Origin of the sequence: Variovorax sp. V15 (assembly GCF_041154425.1) — a bacterium.
Classification (GTDB): Bacteria; Pseudomonadota; Gammaproteobacteria; order Burkholderiales; family Burkholderiaceae_C; genus Variovorax; species Variovorax guangxiensis.
Genome location: NZ_AP028659.1, coordinates 6498922 through 6514256 on the forward strand (window position 1 = coordinate 6498922; position 15335 = coordinate 6514256).

General features: G+C 67.6%; 12 protein-coding genes. All 12 read right to left on the reverse strand.

Going from position 1 to position 15335, the window contains the following annotated elements:
- Positions 1-5 precede the first annotated feature (5 nt).
- The 12 genes from tssG to ACAM57_RS30750 all read right to left on the reverse strand — a co-directional run bounded on the left by tssG (position 6) and on the right by ACAM57_RS30750 (position 15274).
- On the reverse strand, positions 6-1256 hold the full coding sequence (gene tssG / locus ACAM57_RS30695) for a type VI secretion system baseplate subunit TssG (protein WP_369660054.1): 1251 nt from the start codon (positions 1254-1256) through the stop codon (positions 6-8).
- Entirely contained in the window at positions 1253-3124 is a 1872-nt protein-coding gene (tssF, locus tag ACAM57_RS30700) for a type VI secretion system baseplate subunit TssF (protein ID WP_369660055.1), read from the reverse strand. The genes tssG and tssF overlap by 4 nt, the downstream gene beginning before the upstream one ends.
- A complete protein-coding gene (gene tssE, locus ACAM57_RS30705) occupies positions 3124-3651 on the reverse strand; it encodes a type VI secretion system baseplate subunit TssE (RefSeq protein ID WP_126022556.1) in 528 nt (175 codons plus the stop codon). Before tssE ends, tssF begins: the two co-directional genes overlap by 1 nt.
- Before the next feature lie 8 nt (positions 3652-3659).
- Complete coding sequence (locus ACAM57_RS30710) at positions 3660-4523, reverse strand: type VI secretion system accessory protein TagJ (RefSeq protein WP_369660056.1); 864 nt, start codon at positions 4521-4523, stop codon at positions 3660-3662.
- Positions 4524-4657: 134 nt separating this feature from the next.
- Positions 4658-5140 carry a type VI secretion system tube protein Hcp gene (locus ACAM57_RS30715; protein ID WP_126022489.1) on the reverse strand — a complete coding sequence of 161 codons (483 nt, stop codon included), beginning with the start codon at positions 5138-5140 and terminating at the stop codon, positions 4658-4660.
- A 49-nt stretch (positions 5141-5189) separates the two neighbouring features.
- Positions 5190-6698, reverse strand: a complete 1509-nt coding sequence (gene tssC / locus ACAM57_RS30720) for a type VI secretion system contractile sheath large subunit (RefSeq protein ID WP_019658415.1) — start codon at positions 6696-6698, stop codon at positions 5190-5192.
- A 30-nt stretch (positions 6699-6728) separates the two neighbouring features.
- Positions 6729-7298 carry a type VI secretion system contractile sheath small subunit gene (gene tssB, locus ACAM57_RS30725; protein WP_184640478.1) on the reverse strand — a complete coding sequence of 190 codons (570 nt, stop codon included), beginning with the start codon at positions 7296-7298 and terminating at the stop codon, positions 6729-6731.
- An 85-nt stretch (positions 7299-7383) separates the two neighbouring features.
- The gene (gene tssA / locus ACAM57_RS30730; protein ID WP_369660057.1) at positions 7384-8484 is read right to left on the reverse strand and encodes a type VI secretion system protein TssA; all 1101 of its coding nucleotides are present in this window, start codon (positions 8482-8484) and stop codon (positions 7384-7386) included.
- A gap of 152 nt (positions 8485-8636) precedes the next feature.
- The gene (locus ACAM57_RS30735; RefSeq protein ID WP_369660058.1) at positions 8637-9818 is read right to left on the reverse strand and encodes a fumarylacetoacetate hydrolase family protein; all 1182 of its coding nucleotides are present in this window, start codon (positions 9816-9818) and stop codon (positions 8637-8639) included.
- 92 nt (positions 9819-9910) lie between these two features.
- Positions 9911-13666, reverse strand: coding sequence for a molybdopterin cofactor-binding domain-containing protein (locus ACAM57_RS30740; RefSeq protein WP_369660059.1), 3756 nt, complete (start codon positions 13664-13666; stop codon positions 9911-9913).
- On the reverse strand, positions 13663-14163 hold the full coding sequence (locus tag ACAM57_RS30745; RefSeq protein ID WP_126022494.1) for a (2Fe-2S)-binding protein: 501 nt from the start codon (positions 14161-14163) through the stop codon (positions 13663-13665). Before ACAM57_RS30745 ends, ACAM57_RS30740 begins: the two co-directional genes overlap by 4 nt.
- Positions 14141-15274 (reverse strand): ABC transporter substrate-binding protein, encoded by a 1134-nt coding sequence (locus tag ACAM57_RS30750; RefSeq protein WP_184640604.1) that lies wholly within the window; start codon positions 15272-15274, stop codon positions 14141-14143. The genes ACAM57_RS30745 and ACAM57_RS30750 overlap by 23 nt, the downstream gene beginning before the upstream one ends.
- Positions 15275-15335: the final 61 nt, after the last annotated feature.

The following is a 15335-nucleotide window of genomic DNA, read 5'->3' on the forward strand; positions in this document are numbered from 1 at the left end:
TGTGGTCATGTCGTCGGCGTCTCGAGCGGAGTTGCGGAAGAGCGGGTAAGGAATGCATCGGTAGGAGCCGCCGATGCGGAACGGGAAAACAATGCTTCGGGCTGGAACAGCATGTCGCCAGCGTCGGTGTCGGACATGCGCGTGCCCAGCCAGCTGCCCCAGCCCAGCCGCTGGTTGCTGTTGAGCCGCATGCCGCGCGCGTCCTGCTTCTTGAGCACGAGCCGCAGCTCCCACGCGAACTCGATGCCGACGTACTGGCGCACCCAGTCGACCACCTGCTGCAGCCGCTTGCTGCCCGGCAGGAACTCGCGGTACTGCTCCTGCGAGAGCGGACCGAGTTCGAGGCGGAACTTGCTCTGCGCGTCGCGCACCGCGAGGCCGATGGTGGCGCCGCCTCCGAGCCGGTGGTTGCGCCCGAGCGTGCCGATGCGGCTGACCTGGCGCTCGTCGATCATCACCCAGTCGCTCACGAACTCGTCGATGCGCACCGGCACGTCGAAGTAGAGCCGCATGATCTGGATCAGCCCTTCGGGGTTGCGCGTCTGGCGAACGAGGTGGCCCGCCATGAAGGTGCGCGCATGGTCGGCGATGCGGTCGCGCTCCTTGAGGCCGGGCTGGCCCATGTTCATGAGGCTCGCGACGTAGTCGACGAAGCGGTGGCCATCGGTGCGGTCCAGGCTGTTGACCGACTGGGCGTCGGCCCAGGCCCGGTAGAACAGCAGGATGAGCCTGTGGTGGAACAGGTCGGCGAACGCGCTGATGGTGTTGTCGGCGTGGTGCCGCTTGCGCTCGCGCGCGTACTCCGTCAGGTGCAGCGGCAGCGGGCCGTTGGGGCCGAACAGGCCGAAGCCGTAGATCGAGATGCGCGGCGGCCCGTCGCCGTCGGCCTCGACGCCCGAGACGTTCGATGGCGCGAAGGCCATCGAGGGCTCCTGCCCGAGGCGCAGCGGCTCGTCGAGCGGGCGTGGCGCGCGGCCCAGCAGCGGATGGTCGTCCTGCGCGTCCAGGCGGCGCAGCAGCATGAAAAGGTCGTGCTCGAAGGGCTGCTCGAGCAGCCTGGCCCAGAGCTCCGGGTCGGCCTGCGCGATCCCGCGCGCGGGGGGCAGGCCTGCTCCTTGCGCGGACGCTTGGAGGACCTCGTGATCGACGGCGATCTCTGCCGCGTCCGGCACCACGCCCTGCGCATGTCCGGCCGAAGCGGCTTCCTGCTGCTCCTGGTGCTGCTGCACCGCGTCGGTGAAGCCCGTTTCGCTCATACGGCGGGGCGGCGTCCCACGCGCGGGGTCCAGCGCGCGATTTCGCCGCGCTGCAGGCTGGCCAGCGCGAATTCGGTGAACGCGTTGAGCGACACGTGGCGGCTGAAGAACTGCTCCAGCACCGCGCCGAAGAGATACGGGCTCGCGCCCGAGAACGCGACCTCGTCGATCTTGAGCGCGATCTCCACGCCGCGGCCGAACACGATCGGGCCGGGCTCGGGCAGGCGGCGGAACACCGGCGCCAGCGCCATCGAGCGCACGCCCTGGATCTGGCGGCGCACCGAGGGGTCGGCGAGGTTGCCGTACAGGTCGAGCATCTCGCGCAGCGCGGCCGCGCCCTGCGTGGGGTCGACGTCTGTGAGGCTCAGGTAATTGAGGCCCAGGTGGCTGATGAGGCGCCAGGTGAGCGCGCCCTCGGCCAGCGCCGGGTAGGGCCGCGAGGGCCCGCGCAGGATGCGGATGGAACGCACGGGCGCGGACACGCGCAGCGTGAAGTCGGATTCAAGCCCGGTCGGCAGCAGCAGCGGCAGGTCGCGGTTGGTGCACAGCGCGTCGAGCGTGATGTGGCGCAGGCTGTGCGGGAACGGCGCGTCGTGCTGGTCGACGAGCGACACATAGACCTCGCTGCCGGTGTAGCTGGTGCGCGTACCCTGCGCGCGCGCGCGGTCCGACACGAGGCGCGGTTCGCGGCGCAGCGAGAAGTAGGCGCCGAAGTCGCCATCGTCGGCTGCGAAGGAGCCGAGGAAGGGCCGGAATTCGCGCTCCTCCGAGCCGTTGGCCATGTGGCCGGTGACGCGCTCCACCGTGAAGATCTCGAAGTCGCGCGGACGCGTACGGTCGATCACCGCATGGTGCTCGTGCTGGCCCGGCCCCACCGGAATGCGGTCGCTGCGGCGCGGCACGAGGTTGATGATGGGCGTGCAGAACAGCGAGAAATGCTTGGCGTCGACCAGGCGTTCGAGGTCGGCATCCGCGCGGTCGAGCAGGATCACGATTTCCATCGCCGTGCCGCCCATGGCCGCGACCGCCGCACGCAGCTTGTTCACGCTGAAGAACAGGTAGCGGTCTGGGAAGGCGAAGTACTCGTGCAGCAGGCGGTAGCCCTGGAACGAACGCGCGTCATAGGGCAGCAGTGCCTGGTCGGGCTCGAAGCCCTCGTGCCGGATGGCATCGTCACCCAGCGGCACGATGCGCGCCGTGGTGCCGGGCCCGCTGCGGCACACCACGCCGACGCTGTGGTGCGTCGCGAGTTCGAGCATGCGCAGCGCATGCAACTCCGCGCCCGAGAGGAAGAATTCGAGCCGGTCCAGCGGCATGTCGGCAAAGCGCGCGCCGCCCACTGCTTCGAGCTTGATGGTGATGGCGCTCTTCGCCTGCCGGGCGACCATGGGCATCGCATGCGCGATCTCCGCCGGCACCGGGCCGATGCCGGCCTCGGCGATGCGGATGGGCCACAGCGTGACGGCATGGCCGGTGCGGAACTCGCAGGCCGTCTGCTCGCCCTTGATCATCCGGCCGCGCAGGATGGTGTGGCGCGGCAGTTCGTAGCCCGCCTTCAGCGAGCCTTCGTTGAGGTTGCCGTCGATCTGCACCACCGCCATGGCAGGCAGCGGCGCGAGGAAGTTGGGGTAGACCACTTCGAGCAGCCGCTGCGAGAAGCGCGGGAACTCGGCGTCCATCTTGAGCTGGATGCGCGCGGTGAGAAAGCTGAAGCCTTCGAGCAGCCGCTCCACGTACGGGTCGCTGACCTCGATGCCTCGCATGCCGAGGCGGCCCGCGATCTTCGGATAGCGCTGCGCGAACTCGGCCCCGAGCTCGTGCATGTAGGTGAGCTCGCGGTTGTAGTAGTCCAGCAGCCGGGCATCCATCAGAGGCCTCCGGTAGGCCGAAGGACCATGTGCCCGCTTTCGAGATCGAGTTCGGAACGCAGGATGAATTCGATGGGATACGGCACCGACCACAGGGTGCCGCGGATCTCCAGCGCGAGCAGGTTGTGGTGCTCGAGATCGGTCGCATCGGTCACGCAGCGCACGTCGATGCTGTCTTTCATGATGCGCGGCTCGAAGTCGATGATGGCCGCGCGGATGGCGGCCTCGACATCGGCGAAGTCGACTTCGGACATGCGCCCGCCGGCCCAGCCGCGAACGCCGAAGTTCAGCACCGAGCGGCGCGCGCGCGGCATGGTGTTGATGTTGTGCTCGGCGCCGAAGTTGGTGGTGTTGAGCAGCCACTGCAGGTCGCGCAGCACCGAGTCGCGCAGCAGCCTGCCGCTCATGAGGAAGGCCCCCGCGCGCTCCTGTCGGGTCTGCGGCGCCTTGTCGGTAAGGCGGTCGAGCAGCACCGGCTGCAGGCGGTCGCGCGCGACGCTTTCCTGCTGGTCGCCGTCGGTGTCCATCATTCCGCTCATCCGGCGCTGCCCTCGCGCGAGAACTCGATGAGGCGCAGGTCGAGCAGCGAATGGTCGCCGGCCTCGCTGATCAGCGTGCGCTGGCCCAGGCCTGCGTACTGCTCTTCGCCGGCCAGCGGCAGCCAGTCGGTGCGGCGGCCCAGCGCGGCCTCGTCGTCGAGGCCCTCGAGCTGGCCCGGATAGCGCACCGGCACCAGGCCGTTGAGCGCGCGGCCGTCGTGCAGTTCGAATTCGGTGGGAGCCCACAGCAGGTCGACGAGGTGCTGCGGCCGGGAAAACTTGACGCGGCGCACTTCCGTCAGCGGCAGCCATGCGTAGCCCGAGGGCGTGAGCAACTCGAACACGGTACCGATGCGCACGTCGCCGTCGCAGAGCCATTCGAAATCGCTGTGCTGCACCGGCTCGCCATCAAGCGCCTGCACGGCACGCGAATCGGAGCGGTCGACGCTGGTGAGCCTGCCATGCAGTGCGGGCGCGGCCTGCCGCGCGCTTTCGCGCAGGGCCGCGGCTTCCTCGGCACGATCCGCTGGCAGGGCTGCGGCGGCGATCAACTGCTCGACCCATTCGGCATTGCCGCCGACGATGGCCGGAGCACGTCCGCCCGACCAGAACTCGCTGCGGTGGCGTTCGCCCGAAAGCGCCATCGAGCAGGTGACGCTGGCGGGCGTGAAAGTGGGATCCAGCTTGGTGGCGAGCTTGAGCTGGTCTTCGGCCCGCTGCCACTCTCCACGCAATGCGAGAAAGTGGCACAAGGCAAGACGCAAGCCTGCATTCTGGGGATTGGAGCGGATCTGCCGCTGTACCCATTCGGTGTGCTCGGCCACTGAGCGCTCGCCCAGTACTGCAAACCCATCGCCCATGAAGCTTCCTCGCTGACTTGCTGGCACGCGGCGCGAACGTTGAGAAGGCCGCCGTGCGAAGGACGGCCGTGGAGGCCGTCGGGAAAAACGTCGCGGCCGGCCCGAAAGGCCGGCCGCGCATCGGGAAAAGGAGATCAGGACTCCTTGTTTTCCTTGATGTTCCAGGCCAGCACCGTCTCGGCGCCCTTGCCGCCCTTGTCGGTCTGTTCCCAGTACTGCTGCTTCACCTTGGCGGCCTGGAAGGCGTACTGCACGAACACGGCGTCCGAGCCCTGTTCGGCGGTGTACTGCACCGAGGTCACCAGCACTTCTTCGAGCGTGACGCGCGTGTACTCGATCTGCGAACCACCGGCCTTGCACACCGACACTTCCACCTTGCCCAGGTGCTTGCCGCTTGCGCAGTTCTTCATGACGGACGGTGCCGCCTTGTCGATGCGCGCCAGAACCTGCAGGTCGTTGAAGCTGGCCTTGCCAACGCCACCGCCACCGCCGCTGACCATGTTGCCAGGCTGCGTTGCTCCCCACGCAAACGACTTGATGTCCGTCCACTCCTTGTGGTTCGAGTCCTTCGATTCGCCGTTTGCGCCTTCAACGCGCATGAACATGTCTACTGCCATGATTTAAACCCCCAGAGTTATTTGCGCCCGATTCCGGGACGCCGTTGAATTAGCTGCTGTCCTTCTTGTTGGATGGCAGCTTCGAAACCAGCCGCAACGACACCGTCAGCCCTTCGAGCTGATAGTGCGGCCGGAGAAAAAACTTGGCGGCGTAGTAGCCGGGGTTGTCCTCGATGGCTTCCACCTGGACTTCCGCCGCCGCCAGCGGCTTCATTGCCTTCGTGTCCTGCGACGAGGTGCCGGGGCTGCCGTCGACGTAGTTCATGATCCAGTCGTTGAGCCAGCGCTCCATGTCCTCGCGCTCGCGGAACGAACCGATCTTGTCCCGCACGATGCACTTCAGGTAGTGCGCGAAGCGGCAGCAGGCGAACAGGTACGGCAGGCGTGCCGCGAGGTTCGCGTTGGCCGTGGCGTCGGCGTCGTAGTACTCGGCCGGCAGCTGCAGCGACTGCGCGCCGATGAAGGCCGCGAAGTCGGAATTCTTGCGGTGCACCAGCGGCATGAAGCCGTTCTTGGCGAGCTCGGCCTCGCGGCGGTCGCTGATGGCGATCTCGGTCGGGCACTTCATGTCCACGCCACCGTCGTCGGTCGGGAAGGTGTGCGTGGGCAGGTTCTCGACAGCGCCGCCCGATTCCACGCCACGGATCGACGTGCACCAGCCGTACTGCTTGAACGAGCGGTTGATGTTCACGCCCATCGCATAGGCCGAGTTGGCCCAGGTGTAGCGGTTGTGGGCTGCGGAGTCGGTCTCTTCCTCGAACTCGAACTCATCGACCGGGTTGGTGCGCGCACCATACGGCAGGCGAGCCAGGAAGCGCGGCATGGCCAGGCCGATGTAGCGCGCGTCTTCCGAGTCGCGCAGCGAGCGCCATGCGGTGTGTTCGGTGTTCTGGAAGATCTTGGTCAGGTCGCGCGGGTTCGAAAGCTCCTGCCACGAATCCATCTGCATCACGGTGGGCGAAGCGCCGGCGATGAAGGGGCAGTGCGCTGCCGCGGCGATCTTGGCCATTTCGCCGAGCATCTCGACGTCGGGCGGGCTGTGGTCGAAGTGGAAGTCGCCGATCAGTGCGCCGAAGGGCTCGCCGCCGAACTGGCCGTACTCGGCTTCATAGATCTTCTTGAAGAGCGGACTCTGGTCCCAGCCGATGCCCTTGTGGCGCTTGAGCGAGCGAGCGACTTCACGCTTGGATGCGCACATCACGCGGATCTTCAGCTGCTCGTCGGTCTCGGTGTTGTTCACCAGATAGTGCAGGCCGCGCCATGCGCCTTCGAGCTGCTGGAACTCCTCGTGGTGCAGGATCTGGTTGATCTGCTCCGAGAGCTTGCGGTCGATCTCGGTGATGATGGCCTGAACGGTGCGGTACGCATCGTTGGAGACCGTGACGGTGCTTTCCAGCGCCTGCACGGCCAGCGTCTTGACGGCGTTTTCCACCGCCTCGCGGGCCTGGTCGGTCTTGGGCTTGAACTCGCGCTGCAGCAGGTTCGAGAACTCGTTCGGCTCCAGCGTCTCGACGGAAGCCGGTGCGCGCGCGGTGGTCTGTTTGGGGGCGGTGCTCATGATGATGGCGGTCCTTGCTGCTGCTCGCGCTTATTCGGAAGACGTGCCGGGCGTGCCGGCCTTTTCGTTCGCGGCTTCCACTGCCTTTGCAACGGCGGGGTTCGGGGCCGATGCCAGCGACTTCAGCAGTGCCGGGTTCTGCAGCGCCTGCGCGATCAGCTGTTCGGCGCCGTTCTTGCCGTCCATGTACGACAACAGGTTCGACAGTTCGGTGCGCGCCTCGAGCAGCTGCTGCAGCGCGCCGACCTGGCGGGCGATGCGCGCGGGCGAGAAGTCGTCCATGCTGTCGAAGGTGATGTCGACGTTCATCTGGCCGTCGCCGGTGAGCGTGTTGGGCACCTGGAAGGCAACGCGCGGCTTGATGGCCTTCATGCGCTCGTCGAAGTTGTCGATGTCCACCGCCATGAACTCTCGCTCGGCGAGGTCGGGCATCGGGTCGATCTGCTTGCCCGCGAGATCGGCGATCACGCCCATCACGAAGGGCAGCTGGATCTTGCGCTCGCTGCCGTAGATCTCGACGTCGTACTCGATCTGCACACGCGGCGCGCGGTTGCGCGCAATGAACTTCTGACCACTGTTTCTGACACGGTTGTCTGCCATAAGCTTCCTCTTGAATCTGTAATGCGTGTGGGTACGACCCCCGGCCGGCCTCTCGGCTCGCGGGGCCCGCGACGGCCTCCGCCTGTTACTCCGCGCTGCCCCCGTTCAACGGACGTCCTGCAAGGCTCTCTATCTTTTGCAATCCCTCTGGCACGAGCTCTTCGATGATCTGGAAGAAGTTGAGATCCAGCAGCCGCTGCGCCCTGCGTATGAGCATGGGCGCCGGATGGCTGGGCTCCGTGCGTTCCATGAACTGGCAGGCCTTCTCGAGCAGCACCTGCACATCTTCACGGCTCGATATTTCAATATCCTTAATAAATACCTGACGTAGGCCGGTACCGACATTTGCCGCAGTACCGCCAACAGCACCATTCGCCACGGTCCCGGCCGCACCGCCCTCTTGCGCAACGGCTCCGGCGTGGGTTTCGCCGGCCACTGCCTCCTCGACATGCGCCTGCTCCGGCAACAGTTGGGCAACGGTGCGCAACGAACGCTCGAGCCGCGAGAAATCGGGCGCCCAGCTCTGTCCCAGCGCGCGCTCGCAGGTCTCGCGAATTCGCTGCAGCAACTCCAGCGCTGCGCGCAATGCCACCACAGGTGGCGCCGCCTTGTCCTGCGCGCGCCGCACCGCGTCCTTCAACCGGCCGATACCGCCGGGGTAATCGATCTGATGATCGGTCTTGCTCGAATCGAGCAAGGCCTCGACCTGGCGCAGGCTCATCGACGCGCCTGCGCCTTCGTCGAGCAGCCGCGCATCGCGCACGCTGCGTCCCAGTCCTTCGGCTTCGGCCAATGCGGCCAGCGCATTCATGCGCGGCAGCGGGTCTTCGAAGCCGTCGTCGACGACGCGTGGATGCACGTCGTCCCAGAATCTCTGAAGCACGACGTCGACGAGTTGCAGACCTTCTACATACCCGGGCAAGCCTCGGCTCTCGGTCCAGGCCAGCGTGAGAGGCACCAGCACGCGCAGGTCTCGCGTACGCGAGCACAGCTGCTTCGCGATGCGTTCCACACGGGCCCAATCGGGCGGCTCGGCGGGGATGATGGTCGAGCCGAACTGCTGTTCGCGCTTGCCCGCCGTCGCCTGGTGCAACGCCATGAAATCGGGGTCGTATTCCAGGTCTTCACCGCAAGGTAGCGGGCCCTCGACGGGCTCCTGCAATAGATCGATCTCGCTCTGCGCCAACCTCTACTCCCCTCGTTCAAACGTTTCTTAACAGCAGCAATCTTGAGGGGAACAAGTGATGCGGTCAACAGCAACAGATTGCAACACGACTCGTATGAATTACTAAGGAGTACACCCCTTTTTGAAACTCATACAGAACGCCTACATGCCAATCAGAGCAAACCGCGCGCAGCCAGATTGCGCATCAACGCACTGATACCAAAAGTCCACATCGGCGCCTTGTCCGAATGCATCACGCGATTCACCAGGGCACCGAGTTCCGGTGCGGCAATGCGCACGCGGTCCCCCACGACGTGCGTGAATCCTTGCCCAGGCCCGTGACGATCTTGTGTCGGTGCGAACATCGTTCCGAGAAACAACATGAAGCCGTCCGGATAAGCGTGATTGGCTCCTATCGTCTGCGCCACGAGGTCGAGCGGGTCGCGGCTGATCTTCGACAGCGAACTCGAGCCCTCCAGGGTGAAGCCTTCGGGCCCCGTCACTTCCAGCTCGACGGTGATGCGCCTCACGTCAGCAATACCGAAGTGTTCATCGAACAGGCGAATGAACGGGCCGATCGCGCACGACGCGTTGTTGTCCTTCGCCTTGCCCAGCAGCAGCGCGCTTCGGCCTTCGAAGTCGCGAAGGTTCACATCGTTGCCCAGCGCCGCGCCCAATGTTTCGCCGCGGCTGTTCACCGCGAGCACGACCTCGGGCTCCGGGTTGTTCCATGCGGAGCCCGGATGAATGCCTACATCGGCCCCGGTACCGACGGCTGAAAGTACGGGCGCCTTGGTAAAGATCTCCGCGTCGGGCCCGATGCCGACCTCTAGATACTGCGACCAGGCGCCCTGCGCTATCAGCACTTGCTTGACCTTCATCGCCTCGGGCGAGCCGGGCACGATGTCCGCGAGGTTGTCGCCGAGCACGCTGCCGATGGCCGCTCGCGTGGCTTCCGCCTTCGATGCATCGCCCCGCGCCTGCTCCTCGATCACGCGCTCGAGCAGGCTCGCAACAAATGTGACGCCGCTCGCCTTGATGGCCTGCAGGTCGCATGGCGCGAGCAGCCAGGGCTTGCCCGTGTCGCGCGCGGCCTCGTCGCTGTTGGCAAGGGCTTCGTCGAGCGCGGCAATGCGCGGCGCGCTCCTGAGTGCGGCGCGAACCGCTTCCGCAGGTGGTGTGTTGCCTTCGAGCAGATCGCTCATGGTGGGAGCGAGCTTCGACAGGTCGTGCAGGCCACCTTCGTGAACTGCGACCAGCGCGGGGCCCACGCCCGGGTGCCAGAGGCGGCCGACGAGCGTGGCGCGTCCGGCGTCGCGGGGCAGGCTGGAAGAAGTGGAAAGATCGAGCGGCATGGCGTGGTGTCTCCGTGATGAATGTGGCTGCTACGTTGCATCGTAGCGGCGCACGCAGAAAACAGCCCGCTCGGCCCTCCTTGTCTACGGCCTCAGTGCCCCGGCGTCGCGCGCACGCGCGCCACCTCGGCAGGCAGGTCGGTCCACGCGGGCTCCTGCGGCGCGAAGCGTGCGCGCATGTAGCCGGCAAGCTCGGCGATCTGCCGGTCGTCGAGCACATCGCGAAAGCCGGGCATGAAGCCGATGTCGCGGCTCGCCGGCTCGCGCACGCCGTCGAGGATGGTGCGCAGCAGGTTGTCCGGCCGCGCGCTCGTGAGGTTGCTGTTGAGCGCGAGCGGCGTGTTGACGCCGAGCAGCGTGGGCCCGTTGCCGTCGTGGTGGCAAGAGGCGCAGGCACTGTCGAACATGCGCTGTGCGGGGCCCAGCAGTCGCCCCTGCGTGCGCGCCGCGTTGCCCACAACCTGTTGCGCGACAGCGGCAGGATCCGCGGCCGGCGCGGGGTTGAACGAGCCCAGATACGTGGCCATCGCGCGAATGTCCTCGTCCGGCACCTGCGCGAGCTCGCGCACAACCTCGGCCATCGGCCCGCCCGCGACGCCGTGCCGCTGCGTGTGGCCGTTGCGCAGGTAGCGATACAACTCGTCGGCATCCCACGGCACCGCCGACTTCGATGCCAGCTGCGTGAGCGCCGGCGCCTCCCAGCCATCGACCATCGCGCCCGACAGGAAGGCACTGCCGCCCTGCTCCGCGCCCAGCGCATTGCGCGGGGTATGACAGGCGCCGCAATGCCCCAGGCCGTTGACCAGATAGGCACCACGATTCCACTCCGCGCTCTGCGTGGCCACGGGCTGCATCGGCGCCGGGTCATGGAAGAGCGCGTTCCAGCCGGCCATCAGCGGGCGAATGCTGAACGGAAACTTGAGCTCGGACTTCGGCGTTTCCGCCCGCACGGCGGGCAGTGACATGAAGTACGCATACAGCGCCTGCAGATCGTCGTCGCTGGTCTTCGCGAAAGCGGTGTAGGGGAATGCGGGATACAGATAGTGCCCGTCGCGCGAGACGCCCTCGCGCATCGCACGCTGGAAAGCGCTGAAGGACCAGCGGCCCAGGCCCGTCTCGGCATCCGGCGTGAGGTTCGTGGTGTAGAGCGTGCCGAAGGGTGTGTCCATGGCGCGGCCACCCGCGTTGGCCATGCCGCCGGGTGCCGTGTGGCACACGGCGCAATCGCCGACCGAGGCGAGCACCCGGCCACGCTCGATGGTGGCCTGGCTGTAGACCGGCGCGGTGAGCGACACCGGCGCGATGGCCGATCGCCAGCCGAGCAGGCCGGCGATGACGCCGATGCCACCGACAACCAATGCAGCACCAGTGGCCCACAGCCCCTTGCGCCGAGGCCAGACCACATTGCTCCTTCCGGCACCGGGGGAAGGCCCGGATGGGGGCACGACGGCATCACCATTCCCACGCAGCTCGCCTCCCCCGCCATCTCCCGGAGGAGCCGGAGGCAGCAAGCCCTTGTTCAATTCCGCGAGCACCGTCTCCGGCGTGAATGGCGGCGCCCTGAAGCGCACGCCCGTCGCATCGAAGATCGCATTCGCGATCGCCGCAGTGCCCGGCACCGACGACGACTCGCCCGCGCCCAGCGAAGGCTCGCCGGGCCGCGGCATGTGCATCACCTCGATCACCGGCACTTCGCGGAAGTTGATGATCGGGTAGCCGCCCCATTCGCGGCTGGCGACCACGCCGGAAGGCAGGACGCCAGGCAGCTGCGCACCCGTCGCCGCATCCTGCTGCTGCTGTTGCTGCGGCGCGAATTCCACGCGCTCCTTCAGCGCGCGGCTCGTGGTCTGGATCACGTTGCCGTGCACCTGGTGCTCGACGCCCGCCGGGTTTACCAGCAACCCCGCGTCGTGCCCCACCACCACGCGGCGCACATGCACCTCGCCCGTCTTGCGGTTGACCTCCACGTCGGCCACCCACGCGGCCCACGCCGCGCCGAAACCCGGCCACTTGCTGTGGATGTAGCGTGCGTACGCAAAGCCCTGGCCGAAGAGGATGTCGCCGCCCTCGCCGAGCCCGCCGTCGGCGTTCTCCTGCGGCCCGGTGCGCATGCGCCAGCCGGCCTTCTGCGCGGTGGCCTGCACGAGCTCGACGGCGCGCGGGTCTTCCAGGTACCGCAGCCTGAACTGCACCGGATCGACACCCGCCGCCGTCGCCAGTTCGTCGATGTAGGACTCGTGCGCGAACGAACTCGGCAGCGCCGACACGCCGCGCAGCCACGAGGCGCGCACGATCGGCGCCATGTCGTTGACCTTCACGCGCAGGTTGTCGTAGCTGTAGGGCGGGCGGGCGGTGCGGTCGCCCATCTCGAAGGCCTGCGCCACCGGCTCGATGGTGCGCGTGAGCAGCAACGCCAGCGTCGGCGCGCCGTTCGAGGGATACGAGGTTTCGAAATCGTAGGCGGCGACGTTGCCGTCGGGCATGAGGCCGCCGTCGATCTCCATGAGCTGCGCCGCGCCCTTGGGCTCCCACGCGTGTTCCTGCTCGCGCGTGAGCTGCACTCGCACAGGCGCGCCGACGGCGCGCGCGAGCAGCGCGGCATCGGCGGCCACGTCGTCGGCGCCGTTGCGGCCGTAGCAGCCCGCCGCCTCCATGCGGACCACGTCGACCTGCACGTCGTCCACGCCCATGAGCTTCGCGAGATCGGCGCGCAGCACGTGCGGGTTCTGCGAGCCGGTCCAGCAGCGCAGTTGCATGCCGCTGCCGTCGGCGGGCTGCCAGTCGGCCAGCGCGCACGAGGGGCCGATGGAGGCATGCATCTGGTAGGGCCACACGTAGGTGCGGCGCATGGGCTTCGCGGCCGATGCGATGGCGCCGTCCACGTCGCCTTCGTCGACCAGCAGACGCTGCGTCGAGGGGTTGTCGCGCAGGGCCTGGGCGAGGTCGCCCAGGTCGGGCATGCCGGGCCAAGGCTTCCACTTCACGCGCAGCTCGCGAAGGGCCTGCTCGGCGTGTTCCTCGCGCTCGGCCACGATGCCGACGAAGTCGCGGATGACGACCACCGCGCGAATGCCGGGAATGTGCGCGATCGACGATTCGTCGACCGACTCCAGCGTGTTGCCGATGAACTCGCCGTGGTCCGCGCCGGCATACGGCGGGCGCACCACACGGCCGTGCAGCATGCCAGGCACCCGCATGTCGTGCACGAACACGAGCTCTCCCGCGAGCTTGGCCGGGATGTCGACGCGCGCCTGCCGCGTGCCGACCACGCGGTAGTCGGCCGGGTCCTTGGGCTTCGCCCGCGGATCGAGCCGCAGCACGGTGCGCTGGCCGGCGACGAGTTCGGCATAGCTGACGTGCCGGTCGGGCAGCTCGGCGACGCGCACCACGCCATTGCGCATCTGCAGCGCATCCGCGGCCACGCCCAAGCGCTCGACAGCACGCGCCAGCAGCCATGCACGCGCCTGTGCCGCCGCCAGCCGCAAGGGCTGCGCATGAATCTGGATCGACGCGCTGGCGATGGTCGCGCCCTGGTTGGGCGCGCGCGCGGTGTCGCCGAGCATCACGCGCACGCAGGGCATGCCGAGGTCGAGTTCCTCGGCCACGATCTGGCCCAGTGCCGTCTGTATGCCGGTGCCCAGGTCGACGTGCCCGTTGAGCGCCGAGGCGCTGCCGTCGTCCCATACCGCAAGAAGAATCTCGTCGCCCTCGACGGGGTTGCCGGCAACGAAGGCCGGCTGTCCCTTGGCGGGCACCGGCGCGGCCGGCGTCTCGCGCACCACCAGCAGCACGCCGTCTGAGGCGAGGAATTCGGCGCGCGTGCGCGGAAGATCGGCGCGGCGCGTCATGTGGCGGGTTGCTCGCGCATGCGCACCGCCGCGCGCTGCACCGCATCAAGAATCTCGATGTGCGTGCCGCAGCGGCATAGGTTGCCCGAAAGCTCGCCGCGGATGCGCGCCTCGCTGGCCTGCGGGTCGCGCGCCAGCAGCGCAGCCGCCTGCATCACCATGCCGTTGAGGCAGTAGCCGCACTGCGCGGCCTGCGCATCCTCGAAGGCGGCCTGCACCGGATGCCAGCTGCCGCGCGAACCCAATCCTTCGAGCGTGGTGATGGCGCGCCCCGCCACGCCGTGCGCCGGAATCACGCACGAGCGCGCGGCCACGCCATCGACGTGCACGGTACATGCGCCGCACTGCCCCAGCCCGCAGCCGTACTTGGGACCGTTCAGCCCCAGGTCGTTGCGCAGCAGGTGCAGCAGCGTCGCCTCGCGCGGAACTCCTGCTATCGATTGCGCCCGGCCGTTGACCAGCAGGCGCAGCGGCTCAGCGCCGCAACTGGCCGTCACGGGCGTATATCTCCAGATCGACGAAGGTCGAGCCGTTGTGGTTTTTCGCGCTGTACTCGATGGGGAAGTCGCCGAAGCGCGTGCTGCCGATGCTCTCGAGGCCGGCGATGAAGCTGTCGCGCGTGGGCGTCTTGCCGGCGCGGCGCAGGCCTTCGACCATCACGCGCGCGACGATGTAGCCTTCCAACGCGGTGTAGCTGTCGATCTTCTCGCCGAACTCGGCGCGGTCGCGCTGGTAGTCGGCCACGATCGGCACCCGCAGCGCCTGCGGCGGCGGCACGATGCTGGCCGTGACCAGGCCCGCGAGCTTGCCTTCGAGCCGCTTGGCCGAGCCGGCCGCGTCGGTGATGCCGACGGAGAGCGTGTACAGCGGTGCGCCCACGGCGTTGGCGCGGTAGTCGCGCATGAACACTTCGACCATGCGCCCGGCCATGATCATCACGACCGCGCCCGGCTTCGCGTCGGCCAAGCCGGTGACGACCTGCCTGGCGTCTTCAGCTGTTATGGCCAGCGGGAAGGTCTTGAGCACCTTCACCTTGTAGTCGGCCGCCAGCTCCTCGCAGGTGGCGAGGTTCGACTTGCCGAAGGCGCTGTCCTGATAGACCACCGCGATCGACTGGATGCCGATGGTCGACAGGTGGCTGATGATCTTGCGCAGCTCCAGGTCGTAGCCCGCGCGCACATGGAACAGGTAGCGGTTGACCTTGGTTCGGAACGACGTGGTGCCCACCAGCGGCGCGAACATCGGCACGCCGGCCTTCTCCGCCAGCGGCATCGCCGCCGCGAGGTTGCCGGTGGCCACGTAGCCGGTGAGCGCGAACACCTTGTCCTCGTCGATCAGCTTGGCGGTGTTGACGGCCGTCTTCGCGGGATCGTAGGCATCGTCGTAGGTGACGAGCTCGATCTTGCGGCCGTTCACGCCGCCCGACTTGTTGACGCGGTCGAAGTACAGCTTGATGCCCGCGCGGTAGTCGATGCCGAAGTCCTTCGCCGGTCCGCTGAACACGGCCGACTGGCCGATGCGGATGGTGGTGTCGCTCACACCGTTGTCCGCGCGCGCCGTGCGCAGCAGGCCGGGGCCGAATGCAAGGGCGGCGCCGCCCGCGACCATGGCGCGCCTGGTGATGGAAAGCTTCATGCGTCGTGGATCCGTGTGTTGCCCGTTCTTGTCG